Source organism: Vibrio sp. CyArs1, assembly GCF_022432925.1.
In the GTDB taxonomy this organism is placed as follows: Bacteria; Pseudomonadota; Gammaproteobacteria; order Enterobacterales; family Vibrionaceae; genus Vibrio; species Vibrio mediterranei.
Genome location: NZ_JAKRBO010000009.1, coordinates 25,578 through 47,595, shown reverse-complemented (window position 1 = coordinate 47,595; position 22,018 = coordinate 25,578). Strand labels below are relative to the sequence as shown.

The 22,018-nt window shown below is 45.4% G+C and carries 18 protein-coding genes; 17 read left to right on the top strand and 1 reads right to left on the bottom strand.

Annotated features, from left to right (window positions below):
- Positions 1–8: 8 nt before the first annotated feature.
- Complete coding sequence (locus MMA19_RS21595) at positions 9–2,660, bottom strand: PBP1A family penicillin-binding protein (RefSeq protein WP_240207189.1); 2,652 nt, start codon at positions 2,658–2,660, stop codon at positions 9–11.
- A 146-nt stretch (positions 2,661–2,806) separates the two neighbouring features.
- On the opposite strand from MMA19_RS21595, the gene pilM reads away from it, so the two are divergent.
- The 17 genes from pilM to astD all read left to right on the top strand — a co-directional run bounded on the left by pilM (position 2,807) and on the right by astD (position 22,009).
- The gene (pilM, locus tag MMA19_RS21590; RefSeq protein WP_240207188.1) at positions 2,807–3,790 is read left to right on the top strand and encodes a pilus assembly protein PilM; all 984 of its coding nucleotides are present in this window, start codon (positions 2,807–2,809) and stop codon (positions 3,788–3,790) included.
- Positions 3,791–4,384, top strand: coding sequence for a PilN domain-containing protein (locus tag MMA19_RS21585; protein WP_240207187.1), 594 nt, complete (start codon positions 3,791–3,793; stop codon positions 4,382–4,384).
- 6 nt (positions 4,385–4,390) lie between these two features.
- Positions 4,391–4,987 carry a type 4a pilus biogenesis protein PilO gene (gene pilO, locus MMA19_RS21580; RefSeq protein ID WP_239921057.1) on the top strand — a complete coding sequence of 199 codons (597 nt, stop codon included), beginning with the start codon at positions 4,391–4,393 and terminating at the stop codon, positions 4,985–4,987.
- Positions 4,971–5,483: a pilus assembly protein PilP gene (locus MMA19_RS21575; protein ID WP_240207186.1), complete on the top strand. Its 513-nt coding sequence runs from the start codon at positions 4,971–4,973 to the stop codon at positions 5,481–5,483. The genes pilO and MMA19_RS21575 overlap by 17 nt, the downstream gene beginning before the upstream one ends.
- Positions 5,483–7,192, top strand: coding sequence for a type IV pilus secretin PilQ family protein (locus MMA19_RS21570; RefSeq protein ID WP_240207264.1), 1,710 nt, complete (start codon positions 5,483–5,485; stop codon positions 7,190–7,192). Before MMA19_RS21575 ends, MMA19_RS21570 begins: the two co-directional genes overlap by 1 nt.
- A gap of 194 nt (positions 7,193–7,386) precedes the next feature.
- Positions 7,387–7,911 carry a shikimate kinase AroK gene (aroK, locus tag MMA19_RS21565; RefSeq protein ID WP_038231065.1) on the top strand — a complete coding sequence of 175 codons (525 nt, stop codon included), beginning with the start codon at positions 7,387–7,389 and terminating at the stop codon, positions 7,909–7,911.
- Positions 7,912–7,939: 28 nt separating this feature from the next.
- Positions 7,940–9,025 (top strand): 3-dehydroquinate synthase, encoded by a 1,086-nt coding sequence (gene aroB / locus MMA19_RS21560; protein WP_240207185.1) that lies wholly within the window; start codon positions 7,940–7,942, stop codon positions 9,023–9,025.
- 93 nt (positions 9,026–9,118) lie between these two features.
- Positions 9,119–10,570, top strand: coding sequence for an AAA family ATPase (locus tag MMA19_RS21555; protein ID WP_088876313.1), 1,452 nt, complete (start codon positions 9,119–9,121; stop codon positions 10,568–10,570).
- A gap of 123 nt (positions 10,571–10,693) precedes the next feature.
- Positions 10,694–11,518, top strand: coding sequence for a Dam family site-specific DNA-(adenine-N6)-methyltransferase (locus MMA19_RS21550; RefSeq protein WP_006074827.1), 825 nt, complete (start codon positions 10,694–10,696; stop codon positions 11,516–11,518).
- Positions 11,519–11,612: 94 nt separating this feature from the next.
- The gene (rpe, locus tag MMA19_RS21545; protein ID WP_006074826.1) at positions 11,613–12,290 is read left to right on the top strand and encodes a ribulose-phosphate 3-epimerase; all 678 of its coding nucleotides are present in this window, start codon (positions 11,613–11,615) and stop codon (positions 12,288–12,290) included.
- Between the two features lie 17 nt (positions 12,291–12,307).
- A complete protein-coding gene (locus MMA19_RS21540) occupies positions 12,308–12,988 on the top strand; it encodes a phosphoglycolate phosphatase (RefSeq protein WP_240207184.1) in 681 nt (226 codons plus the stop codon).
- A gap of 150 nt (positions 12,989–13,138) precedes the next feature.
- Positions 13,139–14,155, top strand: a complete 1,017-nt coding sequence (trpS, locus tag MMA19_RS21535; protein ID WP_038230950.1) for a tryptophan--tRNA ligase — start codon at positions 13,139–13,141, stop codon at positions 14,153–14,155.
- Between the two features lie 274 nt (positions 14,156–14,429).
- Entirely contained in the window at positions 14,430–17,048 is a 2,619-nt protein-coding gene (locus MMA19_RS21530) for an ExeM/NucH family extracellular endonuclease (protein ID WP_240207183.1), read from the top strand.
- Positions 17,049–17,174: 126 nt separating this feature from the next.
- On the top strand, positions 17,175–17,756 hold the full coding sequence (locus tag MMA19_RS21525) for an aminodeoxychorismate/anthranilate synthase component II (protein WP_031495532.1): 582 nt from the start codon (positions 17,175–17,177) through the stop codon (positions 17,754–17,756).
- 388 nt (positions 17,757–18,144) lie between these two features.
- Positions 18,145–19,362, top strand: a complete 1,218-nt coding sequence (locus tag MMA19_RS21520) for an aspartate aminotransferase family protein (protein WP_240207182.1) — start codon at positions 18,145–18,147, stop codon at positions 19,360–19,362.
- A gap of 73 nt (positions 19,363–19,435) precedes the next feature.
- A complete protein-coding gene (gene astA, locus MMA19_RS21515; protein WP_062463028.1) occupies positions 19,436–20,455 on the top strand; it encodes an arginine N-succinyltransferase in 1,020 nt (339 codons plus the stop codon).
- 96 nt (positions 20,456–20,551) lie between these two features.
- On the top strand, positions 20,552–22,009 hold the full coding sequence (astD, locus tag MMA19_RS21510; RefSeq protein ID WP_240207181.1) for a succinylglutamate-semialdehyde dehydrogenase: 1,458 nt from the start codon (positions 20,552–20,554) through the stop codon (positions 22,007–22,009).
- Positions 22,010–22,018 lie beyond the last annotated feature (9 nt).

Below are 22,018 nucleotides of genomic sequence, written 5' to 3'. Positions count from 1 at the left end.
GTTCAAACTTAGAACAGACTATCGCCACCCGATTCATCGCTTGAATATAAGGTGTCAGTAAGGTTGTCTTGGACATACTCTTTTGGTTCGGTACCAATTTTGAAGTATTCAAACATGGTAGAACCATCGGTCTTATTGGTTAGCATTCCTGAATCACGATCAATACGAACACGGGTAATGTCATTCGGGATTTGCTTCGCTTGTTGAGGATGACCTTCTAAAGCAACATGCATAAAGTCAACCCAAGCTGGTTGCGCAGTCTTAGCACCAGCTTCTGCGCCAGTAATTTGGTCTTTACCTAAGTTCGGGTTTGCTGTGGTGCGACCTAGCTTGCGTTGGTGGTCATCAAAACCAACCCACGCAGTGGCAACAATACCTGGACCATAACCGTTGTACCATGCATCTTTCGAGTCATTAGTCGTACCGGTTTTACCGCCGATATCACGACGCTTGAGCTTCTGAGCTCGCCAACCAGTACCGTTCCAGCCAGTACCTTCTCGCCAGTTACCACCACCCCAGACGTTACTGTAGAGCATTTCTCGAGTTAAGAACGCAGTTTGTTCCGACAGAACTTTTGGCGCATAGCGTGGTTCGTCCGAGTTCATGTCCTCCTCATTGAACTGAGCGATGTCGACTGGTGTTAGCTCTGTCGCATTTGTCGCTTCTTCAATGCTTGGTGCTGCACTGTTGTCATCATTGCTTGCACTGTTCATTTCTGGTGCTTGCATTTCTGGACAGTCTTGGTGACACACTACTTTTGGATTCGCTTCGAACTCGACCTTACCAAATGGGTCTTCAACCTTACTTATGTAATAAGGCTCTACATAGTAGCCACCATTGGCAAACACTGAGAAACCTTGTGCCATCTGGATAGGTGTCAAACTACCTGCACCTAGAGCAATCGTTTCTGAACGTGGTAGCTTCGATTTATCAAAGCCAAAACGAGTCAGGTAATCACGAGTTTCATCTAAACCAACTTCACGTAGTACGCGTACAGCCATGACGTTTTTAGATTGTGCTAGACCAATTCTTAGACGAGTAGGGCCAGTATAGGTCGGTGGTGAGTTTTTCGGGCGCCATGCGGTACCTGCACTCTTGTCCCATTTGTTGATTGGGGCATCATTGACTAGGCTTGCCAGTGTCATCCCTTTATCCAATGCAGCGGCATAGATAAATGGTTTGATACTAGAACCTACTTGCCTCACCGACTGAGTAGCACGGTTAAACTTGCTGTGAACAAAGTTAAAGCCACCAACTAAAGAAAGCACAGCACCATTTTCAGGGTTGATAGCGACGAAAGCGGTATTTGCATTCGGAACTTGGCTTAAGCGCCATGTAATCGCTACAGGTTCTGGTGTCTCGCCTTCTTCGGTTTGTACTTCTTTATCCTCAAGAGCCACATCTGGCGTACCGTCTAAATCGGCAGCGCGCACCCAAATTTGCTGGCCAACCGCTACGATATCTGACGCTGTTTTTGGTGCATCGCCCTGACGGTCATCGGTTCTAAACTTACGTGCCCATTTCATGTTGTCCCAATCAATGGTCTGCTCGCCGTAGCTCTTAACGTATACCGTAGCTGTTTTACCTTCGACCTTCTCAACAACGGCTGGGCGTAGCTCGCCATACGTTGGTTGGCTGCGAAGATGTTTGGCGATCTCTTCTTGACTCATTGCTGTTTGGTCTGGTTTCCAAAGTACTTTTTCAGCACCACGATAACCGTGACGTTCATCGTAGCTAAGCAAGTTTTTGATGGCTGCAATATGAGCCGCTTTTTGCAGCTTAGAGTCAATTGTTGTGGTGATGCGCATACCAGATTCATATGCTGCTTCACCATAGCGATTTACCATCCAAGCTCGAGCAATTTCTGCTACATAAGGTGCGCTGAGTTCGATCTCTGCACCATGATATTGAGAAATAATAGGTTCGGCACGAGCTTCATCAAATTGCGCTTGAGTGATGTACTTCTCTGACAACATACGAGACAGCACCACGTTGCGGCGCTGCGTTGCACGTTCGACCGAATAGATCGGGTTCATTGTTGATGGCGCTTTAGGCAAACCAGCCAGCACAGCAATTTCACTTAGCGTTAGATCTTTAAGGTCGCGTCCAAAATAAGCTTGTGCTGCTGCACCAAAGCCGTATGAGCGATAACCTAGGAAGATTTTATTGACGTACAACTCCATGATCTCTTGCTTGCTTAGCAATTGCTCAATGTGTACCGCAATAAAGATCTCTTTAATTTTACGCATGACCTTCTTCTCGTTAGATAAGAAGAAGTTACGAGCTAACTGTTGGGTAATGGTACTCGCACCTTGAGACGCGCTACCAGAAGCAATGACGGCTACTGCAGCACGTGTAATACCAATTGGGTCAAAACCATAGTGGTCGTAGTAGCGACTGTCTTCCGTCGCAATCAGCGCATCGATAAGCTCTTGAGGGATCTCATCGTAAGATATTGGAATACGACGCTTTTCGCCAAACTGTGCGATCAACTTCCCATCTTGGCTAAACACCTGCATTGGAGTTTGTAGCTGTACATCTTTTAACGTTGCAACGTCGGGTAACTCAGGTTTTACGTAGTAGTAAAACCCGAAGATGGTACCGACTCCAAGCAGCATGCAAATCAATGCAAAAACCAACAGTCTCTTTATGAACTTCACCGGAGATTCCCTGATTAATTAAGGTTATGGGTAGGCAATTACTTGTACTCTAGACCAAAAATTTACCTATTAGGGTTAATTAACGCTTATTTGAGCGTCGATCTCAACCTTTTCACATTGTTAATGCATTCGTTGAGGTTATTTAAATGGCAAGAAAATGGATTACAGGTATCGATATCGGTCATCACAGTACGAAAGCAGTCGTGCTGACGTATGAAGGTTCTGACATCAAAATTGTAAACCAACTAGAGCTTAATGGTTGCGCCGCCATTTTCGCTGATCCCTATACGCTCAAACATCAAGAAACTGTTAAGAAACTTAAAATTCTCCGAAAGATCGTGCCCATTTTCCGTAAACAGGCAGCCATAGCGATTCCAGAAAGTACCGTGGTGAGTAAAGTGATTAACTTGGACGCTAGACTTGTTAATGATGAACTTGAGTATGCCGTTCACCAAGCAATGAGCTATCAAACGCCGTATGATTCAGAGGCTTTAGCGATTGACTATGTCGCTGTGCCACCCCAAAACGAGCCACATCCCAATCAAGAGACAGCAGCCTATCAAGTTCATGTAGCGCGTCACAATATCATTGATAACTGGACTCAAGTAGTCAAAGCACTTGGTTTTAAACCACAACTGATTAGCACTAATATTCATGCGTTGCGCAGTGTTCAGAAGTTAGTGCTGACGACCTACCCACAGTTCAGTAATTGGGTGTTACTAGATGTAGGACAGACCAATGTGTCATTACTGCCGCCGTTTCAACTGCCTTTAGAGCTGCACAAAGCTTGGAGCATAACGTGCGATCAAGACGCTCATCTCGCTATTCAAGCGCCTTATAACTCCGCTATTTCAACGCAGTTTGGGACCGTGCTGCATAAAGTGAGTGCGCAATTACAATTATTCCGTTCCATGCTTGAAGGACATCAAGTTGGAGGGCTGTTCCTTACCGGTGGTCATGTTCAAGACAGCGATGTGGTGGACTTGATTACCACCCGCACCAATATGAGCGTTGAGTGCATCAGTGACTATCTCACCTCGCTGAGTGATAACCAATATAAATTAGGCAGTACTTATGCTACTGCGTTGGGCATCGCGCTTAACGCGATTCACTGGACTCAGGAGCACTAAATGTCAGTGATTAATTTACTGCCTTGGCGTGAGCAGCAGCGTCGTCATCACCGACAGCGCTTTGTAATATTGAGCATCACTGCTGTATTAGGTGGCTACTTTATTTCTACATTGGCGCTGCACCATTTCGAGTCGGAGGTGGCGATTCAGAATCAGCGTGTTGTCTATCTTCAAAAGGCTATCACTGAGCAAAGGCTGCGGATGAATCAGCTATCGGATGTAGCCACTCAATACGAAAATCTTCTGCAGCGTCTAGAGTTGGTACAAACACTGCAAGCGGAACGAGGCAAAACAACAGCAGTAATGAATCTGATTCCAGCCCTGATTCCTCAAGGTGTGTATATCGATAAGATTCGTATGCGAGGAAAGCGTTTTAAATTGTTTGGTATCAGTGAAAATACAGCGCTGCTGGCCGAAATGTTGGAACGATTTGAACAGGAACCCACCGTTAGTTATGTCGAAATTCACTCTATTGTTCATGGGCGTCAGCGGTTTGATAAAAGCTACCAAGCATTTGAACTCTCGTTTCAAGTATCTCTGAGTACTTTGTTGCCGCCAGCACTAAAGATATTTCAGTCGAAAGAAGTGGGGTAACGACAAGTGTTGGACTTTGAACTGGATGACATAAAAGATTGGCCATTTAACTACCAGCTTGTTATCGGCCTATTGGTTTTCATGTCATCGAGTTATGCATGGTTTTGGTTTTCAACAAAGTCTTATTCTGATGAGTTAGAACGAGCTGTGCAGTTGGAACAACGGTTAAAACTAGAGCTAAAAACAGTAGTTGCGCAAACGGCGAACCTGCCTAATAAAAAGCAGCAACTTGAGCTGGTGAGAAGTCGCTATCAACGGTTACTTCATTTATTACCAGTTCAACAAGAACTCGCGACACTACTTGCCGGTGTCAACCAAGAAGGGCTGCACAACCAACTCACTTTCACTCGAATTGACTGGGGCAAGCGCGCTTCGGAGCACTTTCTCTATAAGCTGCCAATAAATATAGAACTCACCGGAAATTACAACGACATTGGTCACTTTAGTCAGGCCATTGCCGAGTTGTCTCGAATGGTGCTTATCGAAGATGCTGAGTGGCAGCGAGTGAGTCAGGAAAGCAGTGTATTACATTTCCGAGTTCAAGCTGCAACCTATCAACTGCATGAGGATTTTGGGGAGAAAGGCGATGCTGGTAAGAATTAGTTTAATGCTTATCAGCATTGCAGTGTTAATGGGTTGTCGAGCAAAACAGGACTCATTGAATGAGTTCGTTACTCAGGTGTTGCGAGAGGCGAAAACAACACAAGCCGATACGCCTTTTTTCCCTACTATCGAGGTTATTAAGTTTACGCCCATAAATCGGAGCTCGCCTTTTGACTTGCCTGCAATGATTCAGAATCACTCTCAATCTGTGGCCAACTTATCTTGCTGGCAGCCTAAGATCCGTAGCAAAGTGCCTTTAGAGCGTTACTCGCTTAATGACATGCAATTGAAAGGAGTGATGGGGAAAGGGGAGCAGCGCAGAGGACTAGTGGCTTTACCTATAAATCGAATAGTGACAGTGAGCGCGGGACAATACATAGGTGAAAACAGCGGCCTAATTAAACAGATAACAGCAGATAAGCTAATTATTCATGAGACGCTTCCCGATGGATTAGGGTGTTGGCGTCAACGGCAAATCACATTGGCACTGAAGTAATGGAGATACAAACAGTGACGAGAAAAATGCTGTCCATTTGGAGGTGGGCATTCTATTTGTGGGCGTTGTTCATCAGTACGGATTTGATCGCCATTCCTCAAACTAATCAACTTGTTGATGTCTCATTTGAACTGGATAAACAGAAGCGTGCAGTAGTCGTTATTGAGCTTTCTCATGCTGGCAGTGTTGTGGATATTAGCGCCGAGTCGCAAGGAATAAATATTGTGGTAAAGCAAACCCAAATCGCGTCAGACAAGCTAGCGATTTTGGATGTTACGGATTTTTCTACCGCAGTGAATCAGATAGAACTATTTGATGACAGTCCCGATGTTCGGATCTTTGTCGAGACGGTCACGGCAGTTCAATATCAATATACGATGCATGGTAAACAACTGAAAGTGACAATTTTACCTCTGCTTCAGCAACAAAGTGATGAACAAAAACTGTTTGGTAGTCATAGTGGCAAGCTCACTTCAATCAATTTCCAAGACATTCCTGTGCGCAGTGTATTGCAGCTTCTGGCTGACTATAACCACTTTAATTTAGTGGCATCCGATAGTGTCCAAGGCAACTTAACCCTGCGTTTAGATGGCGTGCCATGGACGGAAGTCCTCGACATTATCCTGCGAGTAAAAGGGTTAGATAAACGAGTAAAGGGCAACATCATCTTAGTGGCACCTAAAGCAGAGCTGGATTTACAAGAGAAGCAAGCGTTAGAAAAGGGGCGCTTGGCCGAGCAAATTGGTCAACTTAAATCGGAAATCATTAACATTAACTATGCTAAAGCGGCGGATGTAGCGGCCATGATTGGTGGAGATAGTGATGTCAGTATGTTATCTGAACGAGGTTCAGTCGCTATCGATGAGCGCACCAACGCCTTATTGGTGCGAGAACTGCCGGATAATCTTCGGGTAATTAAAGAGATCATTGCCTCACTCGATATACCCGTGAAACAGGTACAAATTGAAGCGCGAGTGGTCACTATCAAAGAGGGTAATATTGAAGAGTTGGGGATACGATGGGGTTATACATCGATAAATGGTGACACCACGATCGGCAGTACGATAGAAGGTAACCTTGCTTCCTCAGGCATCGGTGGGGGAGAGGTGGACATTGATGACTTCCTTAATGTTAACTTGGGTGCGCTGTCTGACAATGCCGCCAGTATCGCATTTCAAGTAGCAAGCCTCGGCTCAAATACGTTACTTGATCTAGAGTTGTCCGCATTACAAAGTGAATCGAAAGCCGAAATCATATCTAGTCCACGTCTTATCACTACCAATAAAAAGTCTGCTTATATAGAGCAGGGAACAGAGATTCCTTATTTGAAATCGACATCGAGTGGAGCGACAGCGGTTGAGTTTAAAAAAGCGGTGCTTTCTTTGACGGTGACTCCGCAGATCACACCCGACAATCGCCTTATTCTCGACTTAGATGTGACTCAAGACAGAGTTGGAGAAGTGTTGAAAACTTTAGAGGGTGAAACAGTGGCGATTGATACTCAAAGGATAGGAACTCAAGTTCTGGTTAACGATGGTGAAACTGTGGTGTTAGGCGGTATTTTTCAACATGCCATGACCAGCAAGGTAGATAAAGTGCCACTTCTTGGTGATATTCCGGGGTTGGGGGCATTATTTAGACGAACCTATGAAAACATCGGTAAGAATGAGTTACTGATCTTCGTAACTCCTAAGATTATTACTCAGTAACTATCTGTAAAGTATCAAATAATTCAAAAGGACTAAAAATAAAGTTGCATTCAAGGCACCTTACCTTGATAATTTCGGGTCTTATCACGACTTATCTGTGAGGAATTGGTGCCACAAGCCCTTTTTCCGAGGCTCCTTTTCGGTCTTTTCTTGTGGCGATGTCATTGAATTAACGTTGTAAATTAATGCTAAACATGGCTGAGAAACGTAATATTTTTCTTGTTGGCCCTATGGGTGCCGGCAAAAGTACAATCGGTAGACACCTAGCTCAACAACTACACATGGAGTTTGTTGACTCTGATACAGTAATTGAAGAGCGTACAGGCGCAGACATCGCATGGGTGTTTGACGTTGAAGGTGAAGAAGGTTTCCGCAAACGCGAAGAAACCGTTATTAACGATCTAACCGAACAGCAAGGTATTGTACTTGCTACAGGTGGTGGTTCAGTTAAAAGTAAAGACAACCGTAATCGCCTTTCTGCGCGTGGTATTGTTGTCTATCTTGAAACAACCATCGAAAAACAGCTTGCTCGCACAAATCGCGACAAAAAACGCCCGCTGCTTCAAACGGACAACCCGCGCGAAGTACTTGAGTCTTTAGCGGACGAGCGCAATGATCTTTACAAAGATGTGGCGGACTATGTGGTTCGTACTGATGATCAAAGTGCAAAAGTGGTAGCCAACCAGATCGTAAAAATGCTAGAAGAAGGTCAAGTCTAACTTTCTTTCTTCAATAGGAGAGCAAACCATGGAACGGATTACGGTCGAACTTGGTGAGCGTAGCTACCCAATTTCAATTGGTGCCGGGTTATTTAATGACTCGGCTCAATTTGCCCAAATTCCAGACGGAAAATCAGTGGTTGTTATCACTAACACCACCGTTTCCCCCCTCTACGCTGATGCTATTCTGAAGCAGCTTGATAACAAAGGTTGCAAAACCTCATTACTCGAACTGCCTGATGGTGAGCAATACAAGACACTAGACATCTTCAATACGGTCATGACACATTTACTGTCAGGTAACTATGGTCGTGATGTGGTAGTTGTTGCCCTTGGTGGTGGTGTGATTGGCGATCTTGTCGGTTTTTCTGCCGCTTGCTATCAACGTGGCGTGGATTTTGTTCAAATCCCAACCACGCTATTATCCCAAGTCGACTCATCTGTGGGCGGCAAAACCGCCGTTAACCACGAGCTTGGCAAAAATATGATTGGTGCTTTCTATCAGCCTCAATCTGTCATCATTGATACCAACTGTCTTAAGACCTTACCAGCGCGTGAATTCGCCGCGGGTGTTGCTGAGGTGATCAAGTATGGCATCATCTATGATGAAGCCTTCTTTGAATGGCTAGAGCAAAACCTCGATAAGCTTTATGAATTGGATCAACAAGCCCTGACTTATGCTATTGCTCGCTGCTGTCAGATTAAAGCTGAGGTTGTGGCTCAAGATGAGAAAGAGTCGGGTATTCGCGCGTTATTGAATCTAGGTCATACATTTGGTCATGCGATTGAAGCAGAACTAGGGTATGGTAGATGGTTACATGGAGAGGCAGTCTCTTCCGGTACAGCTATGGCCGCCCATACTGCGCATTTGCTTGGTGATATAACCGCAGAGCAAGTGACCCGTATTATCACTTTGCTAGAGCGCGCTAAATTGCCTGTACACACTCCGGAATCAATGAGTTTTGAAGACTTTATCAAGCATATGATGCGTGATAAAAAAGTCTTATCGGGTAAGTTACGCCTTGTGCTACCAACGTCTATTGGTACTGCTCAGGTGGTTTCTGACGTTCCGAGTGACATCATCAAACAAGCTATCGACTTGTGCCGACAGTAGTTCGATATTGTCGATGCTATTGAAGGTAAGTTAGATGTGAGGCTCCGTAATGGGGCCTTTTTTAGGTTTAATGACTAGGTAGATAGGATCAGAATGAGTTTGTCGTATGAGCTGCGAGTATTGGAATTAGATTCGCAGACCCAACTACTAGAGCGTGTGCAGCTACTGACTCAATTTGCGTCGAGTTTTGTCGTTATCAAAGGTGAATCTGGCGCCGGAAAAACTTGGCTTGCACACCGCTATCTCGAAGCCTGGGCACATGGCAAAAATCAATCACTGATTACCTGTTTCGCGAATCAAGATGATGAAGTGAACCGCAGTAATATTCTTCGTCAACTCTTTCCTCATTCAATGTACAGCGCTACCGACTCACTGCATGACAGCGTTGAGCGTATTCTGGAGGGTGAGGCGAGCAATATTGTTATTGTTGTCGATGATGCTCAGCACATCTCACAAGCCTTACTTGCCGAGCTATGGCTGCTGTATACCGCCTCTTTGCATGTCACTAAACAGAACATAAGTATCGTATTATTCAGTGCTAGCGATTCGCTCAGTTCTCGACTAGCGCGATTGAGTCATGGCCTTGATAGTAAACCGGTAGAGTTGGATGTTGATGAACTGACCGACGCGGAGGCTGAGCGTTTTTTTGATACTCTGGTGCTGCGCTATATTGATGAAAGCGTTGAAAAAAGAGTCAAAAGCGCGTTTACTAGCATTAAACCGCTTCCGGGTGAAATTTTGGCGTTAGGAGAGCAAAAAATGGAAAAGAAGGTGATTATTCGTTCATTGGTTGGTTCACCTGCCAAGATTGCAGCAACAGTGGCAGTTATCGTTTTGCTGCTATTTTTAGGTTACAGCTGGCTACTAAAATCGCCAACGCCGCAGAGCACAGAGCCTAGCGAAGTACCGATTGAGCAAACGGTGATTCCTACCTTAGATGGGCCAGTCGATGCCGCTACTGAAGAACAAGCGGAAGGGGCTAACAAAGAAATGCCGTCCCAGTTAGAACCCACGGATGATACCGCTTCGCTACCGCCTTCGGTAACATCAGAAACCGCGAGTGTCGGTGTAGCAGAATCTGGAGAGCGCGTAGTAATTACCTCGGACGTTGTAGATGCCTTATTAGATGACAATACTGCTGTCGCAGTAGCAAAAGCTGCTGAGGTTCAAAATGTGGTCACACCAAAAGTGGAAGTAGTTGACGTAGATAGTGCGCAGAAACTGCAGACTCCAATTACGTTTTCCTTCGCGCGTGAAGAACTCAATGCCTTGCCTGCAAATAACTACACGTTGCAAATCGCCGCGATGACTGAGCTAAAAGACGTTCAGTTGTTTTTGAACCAACACACGTTTGACAAACCAGTCCGTGTTTATCCAACGTTGCGTGGAGATGAGAAGTGGTACATCGTGACTTACGATGTGTATCCAAGTATTCAAACAGCACGTGATGCAGCGGAAGCGTTACCGGAAGAAATCCAGTCTCTTGGACCTTGGCCAAAATCTCTTAGCCAAGTACAGCGAGAAATTACTCGTTGGAAAGAGTAACCTTCCAGTGAACACTGTGGGTGATTTTCGCTGACCTTTCTGCTAGAAAGGTCAACATAACAAATTGAATTATGATATATTCCCCAGCCTTAATTTTTGGGGTGGCAGTAGATAGAGCAAGTAATGAAAAAGCAACGCGCCTTTCTTAAGTGGGCTGGTGGAAAATATGGCTTGGTTGAAGACATTCAAAAGCATTTGCCAGACGCAAGAAAGCTGGTAGAGCCTTTCGTTGGTGCTGGGTCTATCTTCCTAAATACTGACTACGATCAGTATTTACTTGCCGATATCAATCCCGATTTAATTAACCTCTATAATCTGTTAAAAACAGATCCCGAGACCTACGTCGCTGAAGCAAAGCGCCTATTCACTGCTGAACACAATCGCAAAGAAGTGTATTTGGATATTCGCGCCCAGTTTAATCAGACTGACGACGTCTTGTTTCGCTCCGTCGCCTTTCTTTATATGAACCGTTTTGGTTTTAACGGCTTGTGCCGTTACAACAAAAAAGGTGGCTTTAACGTGCCCTTCGGCTCTTATAAAAAACCGTATTTCCCAGAAAATGAGCTGATTTTCTTTGCTGAGAAAGCGAAGAAAGCCACGTTTGTTTGCGAAGGATATCACGACACCTTTAAACGAGCGCGCAAAGGCAGCGTAATATATTGCGATCCGCCATACGCACCACTATCGAACACAGCCAACTTTACCTCTTATGCAGGTAATGGGTTTAGTCTTGATGACCAAGCAGCGCTTGCTGACGTGGCTGAGCACGCCGCGTTTGATCGTGGTATTCCGGTGCTGATTTCTAACCACGACACCACTTTGACACGCCGCCTGTATCACGGTGCGCAACTGAATGTGGTCAAGGTTAAGCGAACCATCAGCCGTAATGGTGCAGGTCGTAATAAGGTTGACGAATTATTGGCGTTATTTGAGCCACAAGATCAATAACTGCTTGGTAAGGGCTAGGATTTAATCAACCGCTTCGGTAGAATTGCGCGAACTTGGCGATACTCGCTTGCTTTGAATTCAACTGAGGTTAGGTATGAAAGACTTTTTAATTGCTCCATCCATTCTCTCTGCAGATTTTGCTCGCCTAGGTGAGGACGTTGAAAAAGTACTCGCTGCGGGTGCTGACGTGGTTCACTTTGATGTGATGGACAATCACTATGTTCCTAACCTGACGTTTGGTGCGCCAATATGTAAAGCACTACGCGACTACGGCATTACCGCTCCAATCGATGTTCACTTAATGGTTAAACCTGTCGATAGCATTGTTCCTGACTTTGCTAAAGCTGGTGCGAGTATGATTACTTTCCACGTTGAAGCGTCTGAGCACGTAGATCGTACACTGCAGCTTATTAAAGAACACGGTTGTCAGGCTGGTGTAGTACTCAACCCAGCAACGCCTCTTTCTTGCCTTGATTACATCATGGACAAAGTGGACTTGATTCTACTGATGTCAGTGAACCCAGGCTTTGGTGGTCAATCTTTCATTCCGTCGACGTTAGACAAGTTACGTGAGGTTCGTAAACGCATTGATGCTTCTGGTCGTAACATTCGCTTAGAAATTGATGGTGGCGTGAAAGTCGATAATATTCGAGAAATTGCCGAAGCGGGTGCAGACATGTTTGTTGCCGGTAGCGCTATCTTTAATCGTCCAGACTACAAAGAAGTTATCGACGAGATGCGTGCTGAACTGGCAAAAGTAAACAGCAAATAGATTTGGAATTAGTAGACATGAGCGCAATTAAACTCGTTGTTTTTGATTTAGATGGGACGTTACTCGACAGCGTACCTGATTTGGCATTAGCGGCTGATCAGGCGGTTCAAGAGTTAGGTTATCCGAGTGTCACCGAAGAACAAGTTCGTGACTATGTAGGTAACGGTGCCGATATTTTAATTGGTCGTTCATTAAGCCAAAGTATCACTGTTGACCCTGAACTGTCGCCGGAGTTGCTCGCGAAGGCTCGTACTTTGTTTGATGACTTTTATAAAGCTAGTGGGCATAAGCTAAGTCACTTGTATCCAGCTGTACATCAAACCTTGGATACCTTGGTGGCGAATGGCTTTACTTTAGCTCTACTCACCAACAAACCATCGAAGTTTGTTCCAGAATTGCTAGAGCAACACAAGCTTGATAAGTACTTTAAGCATGTACTGGGTGGCGATGCGTTCCCGAAACGCAAACCGGATCCAATTGCATTACATTGGTTGATGGAGCAAGAGCAGTTATCTGCCGAACAAGTGTTGATGGTCGGGGATTCTAAAAACGATATCTTGGCGGCGCGTAACGCAGGTTGCCAAGCGTTCGGACTCACTTATGGTTACAACCACGGTGAACCTATTGCCAATGCGAACCCTGACTTTGTTGCTGATATCGTGTCGAAAGTGCTTGAAGCCGTGGGAATTGACAGCTAAATCGCGACAAAAAGTGCGTTGCTGAGTGAAAAGCCAAGTAAAGTACTAGAAATATACTCGCCAATGAGTACACTGCTAGAACCGCGTAAGGAATTACGCGGTTTTTCATTATCCTAATTATCTCGTTAAGAAGTCGAAGGAATCATTATCATGAGCAAACCCATCGTATTGAGTGGTGTTCAGCCGTCAGGTGAACTAAGTATCGGAAACTACTTGGGTGCTCTACGTCAATGGCAACAGATGCAAGATGATTACGATTGCCAGTACTGCGTTGTTGACCTTCATGCGATTACGGTTCGTCAAGATCCAAAAGCACTGCATGAAGCAACACTAGACGCACTCGCAATCTGCCTTGCAGTTGGTGTTGATCCGAAGAAGAGCACGTTATTTGTACAGTCACACGTACCTGAGCATGCTCAACTTGGTTGGCTTCTTAACTGTTATACCCAAATGGGCGAACTGAATCGTATGACTCAGTTTAAAGACAAATCACAGCGTTACGCTAATGACGTTAACGTTGGTCTTTATGATTATCCAGTGCTAATGGCTGCAGATATTCTGCTTTACGGTGCACACCAAGTACCAGTGGGTAGTGACCAGAAGCAGCACTTAGAGTTAGCGCGTGATATCGCGACTCGTTTCAACAATATCTACAGCCCTGAAGCACCGATTTTCACTATTCCCGAGCCTTATATCCCAACGGTGAACGCTCGTGTCATGAGCTTACAAGATGCGACTAAGAAGATGTCTAAGTCGGATGATAACCGTAAGAACGTGATTACTCTGCTCGAGGAGCCTAAGTCGATCATCAAGAAGATCAATAAAGCGCAAACCGATGCTGAGACACCGCCACGCATTGCCAACGATTGGGAAAACAAAGCGGGCATCTCTAACCTAATGGGCCTTTACTCTGCAGCAACGGGCAAAACGTTTGAAGAAATTGAAGCGCAATATGCTGGTGTGGAGATGTACGGTCCGTTTAAGAAAGATGTAGGTGAAGCGCTGGTTGCTATGCTTGAGCCAATTCAAGCGGAATACCACCGTATTCGTGCCGACCGTGCTTATATGGATGAAGTCATGCGCCAAGGCGCTGAAAAGGCCTCTGCTCGTGCAGCAGTGACACTGGCTGAAGCCTACAAAGCGGTAGGTTTTGTGACTCGCCCATAGCACAAGTTATACTCCAGATATTGAAAAGCCCTTTGGTTCGCCAAAGGGCTTTTTTTTGTGTTATCGCACTGCATTCTCTTACTAACGTTTCCTGTTGAATTTTTGGCACAGGCTAAATTGTTCAAACTTTGAATGAGAGCTGTATCTCAGTTAACTGAATATTCATTGTTCATTTGCACTCTAAATGACAACACTCGTCTCGAAAATAATCATTTTTATATTCAACAAAGTGCAATAAAGGCAAGGGATAACATTGCCAGTTAATTCGAGGTGAATGATGACACGCACAAATAAAAAGCAGTGGTTAGCGTTAGCGATAGCGTCCGCATTAGCCGGAGGTGCCAACGCAGAGATCTTTCTTTCGCAATATGTGGAGGGAAGTGGTTATAACAAGGCAGTTGAGATAGCCAACTCTGGTGACTCAGAAGTTCAGTTGGTGGGTTACCAACTGGCTAAATCGCCAAATGGGAACGGCAGTTGGAGCACACTAGATCTCTCTAGTTATGTCATTCCAGCTAAGTCAGTACTTGTGTTCGCAAACTCTCGCGCAGACGATGCCATTCTGGGTGTCGCAACGCTTTCAACCTCTGATCAAGTATTGAATTTTAATGGTGACGACCCGATTGCACTGATGGATAGCAATGGCCAAATCATCGATATGATTGGCACGATGGGCGACAACTTTGGTGCAGATAAAACCTTAGTGCGTTACACGCCTTATCATCAACCATCGGTGACTTACCAACCAGAACAATGGGCAACACTGAGTAAGAACGATGTTACCGGTTTAGGTCAGTTGGAGGACCTAACACCACCAGCACCTTTCCAATGTCTCGACAACGGTTCTGCACCAACCTTTACTGACATTCAAGCGATTCAGGGTGAAGGCAGCAGTTCTCCTTATATCAATGGCTACCCATATATCACTAGTGAACAGTATTTTGTTCAAGGCGTGGTCTCGGCGGTAAGCACGGGCATTAATCAAGGCTTCTATTTAGAGGCATTGCAGGATGATCATAACCCGTTAACGTCTAATGGTTTGTATGTTTACACTCAAGCAAATCCAAGCCTAGCTGCTGGCGATTTGGTTTGTGTTCGTGGTCAAATCCAAGAGTTCTATGGACAGACTCAGCTTAAGCTCAATGAACAAGATTGGTTTAAGCAAGGAGAACAAGCTGCCCCACAAGCGACAGCAATTGAAGTGCTTGAGTCCGATGAGAACTTTGAGCAGACATTAGAGCGTTACGAAGGCATGCTAGTACGCCTACCAAAAGCGCTTGATATGCGTATTAGTCGCACCTTTGGCTATGACTATGGCGCACGTCGCAACAATATGGTGTTGGCGCATGAACGCGTGAATCTACATCCAAATCAGCAGTTTGCCGCAGGTTCTGATGAAGCTAAAGCGCAAAGCGAAGATAACGGCTTACGTCGACTATTTGTTGAGTCACCAACGGCAGCACCAAATGGCAAAGTGCCGTACTACCCTGAATTTGGTCGTACCGATGTGGACCAAGATGGCAGCACGGAAGATTACATTCGTATCAACGATACCTTGTTCGATATTGAAGGGGTCATTGGGTACAGCTACGGTGATTACCGCCTGTTTGTGACGAATACTATTTCTGCTGATAACTTCGTTCGTAATACACCGCGCACTGAAGCTCCTGAGCTTGCTGAGCAGCCATGGAACAAGAAAGACCTACGTGTTGCGACCTTTAACGTTCTTAACTACTTTACCTCGCCATTCGGTGGTGATGAAAACCGCTTCGGCAGCAATCGAGGTGCTAGCAACTTTGCTGAGTTTGAAGTCCAGCAAGAGAAAATACTCAATGCGCTTATCAAGCTTGATGCCGACATTGTTGGTTTGATGGAAATAGAGAACAACGGCTTTGGTGACAATGGAGCCATTGCTCAGTTAGTCAGAGAGCTTAACGCTCGTATAGATAACAAGAAATTGCACTATGACTTCGTTTCGGTAGACAGCAATCAAGATGGTGTCATTGATAAGCTTGATGCAGTGGGTAGCGATGCCATTACAACTGGCGTTATTTATCGTCCTAAGCAAGTGAAACTAAAACAAGTTAGTGTATTGGAAATGCCTCGTCAGGTTGCGCCTGAAGTGCTGGATGACGATGGCAAAGTAATTGAAGACGGTAAGAACTATCAACGTAATACTCTGGCACCAACCTTTAAGGTGAAAGGGGCGAAGGAGAAGCTGACGGTAGCGGTCAATCACTTCAAATCAAAAGGCTCTAAATGTTGGGAAGATGCAGCTCCTGTTGCTGAAGGTGGTCAAGCAGGCAAAGATACTGATCAGCAAGGGTCATGTGAAAACTTCCGTGTCGCAGCGGCTGTTGCGTTAGGTGATGCGTTGGAAGCGGTTAAAGGACATAAAATTGTCTTGGGTGACTTCAATGCATATGGAAAAGAAGATCCACTGCTAATTCTGACTGACTACAGTCAAGAGAAGTATGGCAAAACCATTCGTGCTGCTCGCAATACCTTTATTGGTGAGCAAGAGCAATTTGGTGATGACGGTGCGGTCATTGACCACAGCTATGGTTACGTCAACGTACTCGGAGAGATGCATCCACAAGGTTGGAGTTACTCATACAATGATGAAGTCGGCGCGCTCGACCATATCCTTATTAGTCCAAGCTTGTCGAAGCGTGTCGTTGATGCCACTGAGTGGCACATCAATGCGGCGGAGTCGACGCTGTTTGACTATAACGATGAGTACAAAGGTGATTTGCCTAAGTATCAAGACCATTACCGTTCTTCTGACCATGATCCTGCGGTAATTGATCTGAATATGCGTGGTGGTTCGGTTGGCTTAGTGGGTTTATCAGCGATGCTGCTGTTAGGTCTACGTCGACGTAAACAAGGATAATTATCCTCTGCAGCAAGGTGTTTACAGCCTTGCTGCTTTTTTTCTCCCCATTTTTACTTGCCTTTCTGCCATCTTGTTGCAAAATACCGCCTTATTTTTCGCAAACTCAATACCACAGCGAGCGCTATGCTACTCATCATTGATAATTACGACTCCTTTACTTTTAACCTGTTTCAGTATTTTTCTGAACTGGGTGCCGAAGTAAAAGTGGTGCGCAATGATGAAATTGATATTGCTGGTATTGAAGCGTTAAACCCCTCTCATTTAGTTATCTCTCCAGGACCTTGTACACCTAATGAGGCAGGAATCTCCTTAGAGGTGATCAAGCACTTTGCAGGTAAATTGCCACTACTCGGTGTTTGTCTAGGTCATCAGGCGATCGCTCAGGTATTTGGTGGTAAGGTGATCCGTGCTCGTGAAGTGATGCATGGTAAAACCTCACCCATTCGTCATAACAACAAAAGTGTGTTTGCTGGCCTCAATAACCCATTAACTGTTACCCGTTATCACTCATTAATCGTCGAAAAAGAATCGCTTCCAGATTGCTTTGAAATAACGGCATGGACTGAGTTAGAGAGTGGCGATTTCGACGAAATTATGGGTTACCAGCACAAGTCGCTTTGTCTACATGCGGTTCAATTTCACCCAGAATCTATCAAAACTGAACAAGGTCACGAGCTTCTTAACAATTTCCTGTCTCAAAAATAGTCGATCTTGATCACTCTTTTCTGTTTTCTTATCCATCATAAGTTTTACTTATTAAATTGAAAGATTATTCGTCTTTACTGATATCAAAGTGAGCAAAACCTTATTTGCTGACTTTCTCGGTTGATGCAGGAAAAAACGCTTCATTCTCATTCATTTTTGATGCATAAATACTCATGAAGCAGCGGTGGATTTTGTTCTTTAGCTACTTAAAAAGTATTTTTCACTATTGCTATGGTTAAATAATTGTAAATACAATGCTGCATCTGTGGAAAAGCGATAGAAAATCTTTTCTTTCTTTATGAGTTCGAGGGATCGCTCTTGGTCCGTAACTTAAAATGGAAGAGTGAAGCGCCTTTCTCCCACATGCTGTAATGAGAAGGAATGTGTTATGACAACGGAAAAAGCGGTAACTCGCGAGTGGTTTGATGAGGTAATGGTACCTTGCTACAACCCAATGGAAATGATTCCAGTAAAAGGCGAGGGTGCTCGCGTTTGGGATCAGCAGGGGAATGAATATATCGACTTCGCGGGTGGTATTGCCGTGAGTTGTTTAGGCCACTGCCATCCGGCGATGGTCAATGCAGTTACTGAACAAGCTAACAAGATTTGGCATCTGAGTAATGTCATGACCAACGAGCCAGCACTGCGCTTGGCGAAAAAACTGACGGAAGTTAGCTTTGCTGAACGAGTTTTCTTTGCTAACTCAGGTGCGGAAGCCAATGAAGCGGCGCTGAAACTAGCACGCCGCTGGGCGGCAGATGTTCATGGTACTGAAAAGTCAGAAATCATTGCTTTTAACCAAGGTTTCCACGGTCGTACTTTCTTTACGGTCACTGTTGGTGGTCAAGCCGCTTATTCTGACGGTTTTGGTCCTAAGCCGGGCGACGTATCACACATTCCTTATAATGATATCGCTGCGCTTGAAGCTCAGATGTCAGAGAAAACCTGTGCAGTGATGATGGAGCCGCTACAAGGTGAGGGTGGTATTGTTTCTCCTCAGCCTGAGTTTGTTCAAGCAGTTCGTGAGTTATGTGATAAATATAATGCACTGCTTATTTTTGATGAAGTGCAAACGGGTAATGGCCGTACTGGTCACTTTTATGCCTACCAAGGTCTAGGTGTAATGCCCGATATTTTGAGCACGGCGAAATCTCTTGGTGGTGGTTTCCCGATTGGCGCTATGCTAACGACTGAGAAACTTGCTGCACACATGAAAGTGGGGACGCACGGTTCTACTTACGGCGGTAACCCGTTAGCGTGTGCGGTAGCAGAAGCGGTTGTGGATGTGGTGTCGAGCCCAGATGTTCTGGCTGGTGTCGCTGAGCGTGAAGCGTGGTTCCGCGATGGTCTACAAAAAATAAACGCAAAATACGGTATTTTCAGCGAAATTCGTGGAAAAGGCCTACTTCTTGGTGCAGCGCTGAATGAAGAGTGGCAAGGTCGTGCTCGTGATGTTCTAGTAGCAGCAGGCCAACAAGGCCTAATGGTCTTGGTTGCGGGTGCAAATGTGGTTCGTTTTACCCCATCACTAGTGATTACCAAGCAAGAAGTTGAAGAAGGATTAGCTAAACTGGATAAAGCGATCAGCACCTTAGTGGCGTCGTAAACTTAGTTAGCAATTAAATACTCTCTCGGATGTTTGGATGTGCCGGGAGAGTTTGCGTCAGGAGGGATTATTGATGCTTGTTGTTCGTCCTATCTCTATGTCTGATTACGACGCGCTGCATACTTGCGCGGTAGAATCAGGACACGGTTTTACTTCTCTTCCTGTGAATGAAGAGCTTCTTACTAACCGAATTACCCATTCTGAATACAGTTTTGCCAAGCAAGACGTGACGACGCCGACCGATGAAGGTTATTTGATGGTGGGTGTTGATACAGAAACTGGTGAAGTGGCGGGTACCACAGGTATAGAAGGTGCGATTGGCTGGGATGTCCCTTTCTATTCTTATCACATTAGTACGGTGGTGCACTCGTCGCCAAAACTCAACGTCAACAATGTCGTTAAGCTTCTGACCTTTGGGAATAATTACACTGGATGCAGTGAGATTTGTACCCTGTTCTTACGCCCTGAATTCCGTGGCGGATTGAATGGTCGATTGATGTCTAAATGCCGCTTTTTGATGATGGCAGAGCACCCAGAACGTTTCTCTAAAACGATTTTTGCTGAAATGCGCGGTGTGTCCGATGCGGAAGGTAATTCTCCATTTTGGAAGTGGCTACAAGAGCATTTCTTTTCTATCGATTTTACCTTGGCAGATTATCTGACCGGAATTGGTAAAAAAGGTTTTATCGCAGATCTAATGCCAAAGCTTCCTATCTATATCAACTTGCTTAGCAAAGAAGCGCAAGAGGTGATTGGGCAGGTGCATGAAAATACGCGTCCGGCTTTGAAGCTGCTTGAAAACGAAGGCTTTACTTGCCGTAACTATGTCGACATTTTCGATGCAGGCCCAACGGTTGAATGTGACCTTCGCAATATTCAAGCGGTTCGTGACTCTTTCCGAGCTCAAGTAGCGATTGCAGAGCATTCGAGCTCTCAAGATTATTTGGTGGCAAATACCTCGTTTGAGAACTTCCGAGCGGTCGCGGCCAAAGCGGCATACGACCCAGAAAGTGGCAAGGTATTACTCACAGCAGAAGCAGCACAAGCACTGAATGTCGCCGAGGGCGATATGGTGCGTATGCTGGCTCAATAACAGTCAAATAATAAGATGGTGGTCGATTACCACCACGGTTTAAGAGAAGCGGAAGTTCTGCTTGCTCTTAGCTCATTCAATTTAAGGAACTTCACTATGACTCAATGGATCGCAGGTAACTGGGTTGCAGGCCAAGGTGACACTTTTCAGTCACTATCCCCATACAACAATCAAACTATTTGGGAAGGTCAGTCTGCCACTGCTCAACAGGTTGAAAGCGCCGTCTCTGCTGCTCGTCAGGCATTTGTCGAGTGGAAGAAGCGTCCATTTGAAGAGCGTGAAGCCATGGTTTTGTCTTTCGCAGAGAAAGTGAAAGAACATAGTGAAGATATTGCCATCGCCATCGCCAAAGAAACGGGTAAACCGTTATGGGAAACGCGCACTGAAGCGGGAGCGATGGCTGGCAAAATTGCGATTTCTATTCGTGCTTATCATCAGCGTACCGGCGAGACCCAACGCGAAGCCGCTGGCAACCAAATCGTCCTCCGTCACAGGCCTCTTGGTGTCATGGCTGTCTTTGGGCCTTATAATTTCCCTGGTCACCTACCTAACGGTCACATTGTGCCTGCGTTACTAGCAGGGAACACAGTGGTCTTTAAACCGTCTGAGCAGACGCCGCTAGTTGGTGAGTTAGCCATGAAACTTTGGGAAGAGGTTGGTCTTCCTTCTGGTGTCATTAACCTTGTTCAGGGCGGCAAGGAGACGGGCATTGCGCTTGCTGATTCTAAAGGCATTGATGGCGTACTGTTCACAGGTAGCGCCAATACGGGACACATTCTGCATAGGCAATTCGCGGGGCAACCGGGCAAGATGTTAGCGCTAGAAATGGGCGGCAATAACCCGCTGGTGATCAGTGAAGACTTTGGCGATATTGATGCTGCGGTTTATACCATTTTGCAATCGGCATACATTAGTGCTGGACAACGCTGTACCTGTGCAAGACGCCTTTATGTGCCATTTGGGCAAAAAGGTGATCAACTGGTTGAACGCTTAGTTTCTGCAATTGGTAAGATTCGTATCGATGAGCCTTTCGCTGAACCAGCACCATTTATGGGGCCACAAATCTCTGAACAAGCAGCTGATCATATTATTGCGGCGCAAGCCGAGCTCCTGAAACTAGGTGGCAAGAGCTTAGTGGAAGCGAAACGCCTACAAGCCGCTTTCGTTACGCCTGCCTTGATTGATGCAACGAATATCGAGCAGCTACCAGATGAAGAGTACTTTGGTCCCTTGTTACAGCTAGTACGCTATGAAACGCTATCACAAGCAGTAGAACTCGCAAACGATACTCGCTTTGGTTTGTCGGCAGGTTTGATTTCGCAAAGCGATGAAGAGTGGCAGTACTTCGTTGACCATATTCGTGCAGGCATTGTAAACCGTAACCGTCAGCTTACTGGAGCGAGTGGTGATGCGCCATTCGGAGGACCTGGTGCATCAGGTAACCTAAGACCAAGTGCTTTCTATGCGGCGGATTACTGTGCATACCCTATGGCGTCCATGGAAGGAGACAATACCGTGCTTCCTGCAACGCTAAGCCCTGGTATTGAACTCTAAGGAACTTCT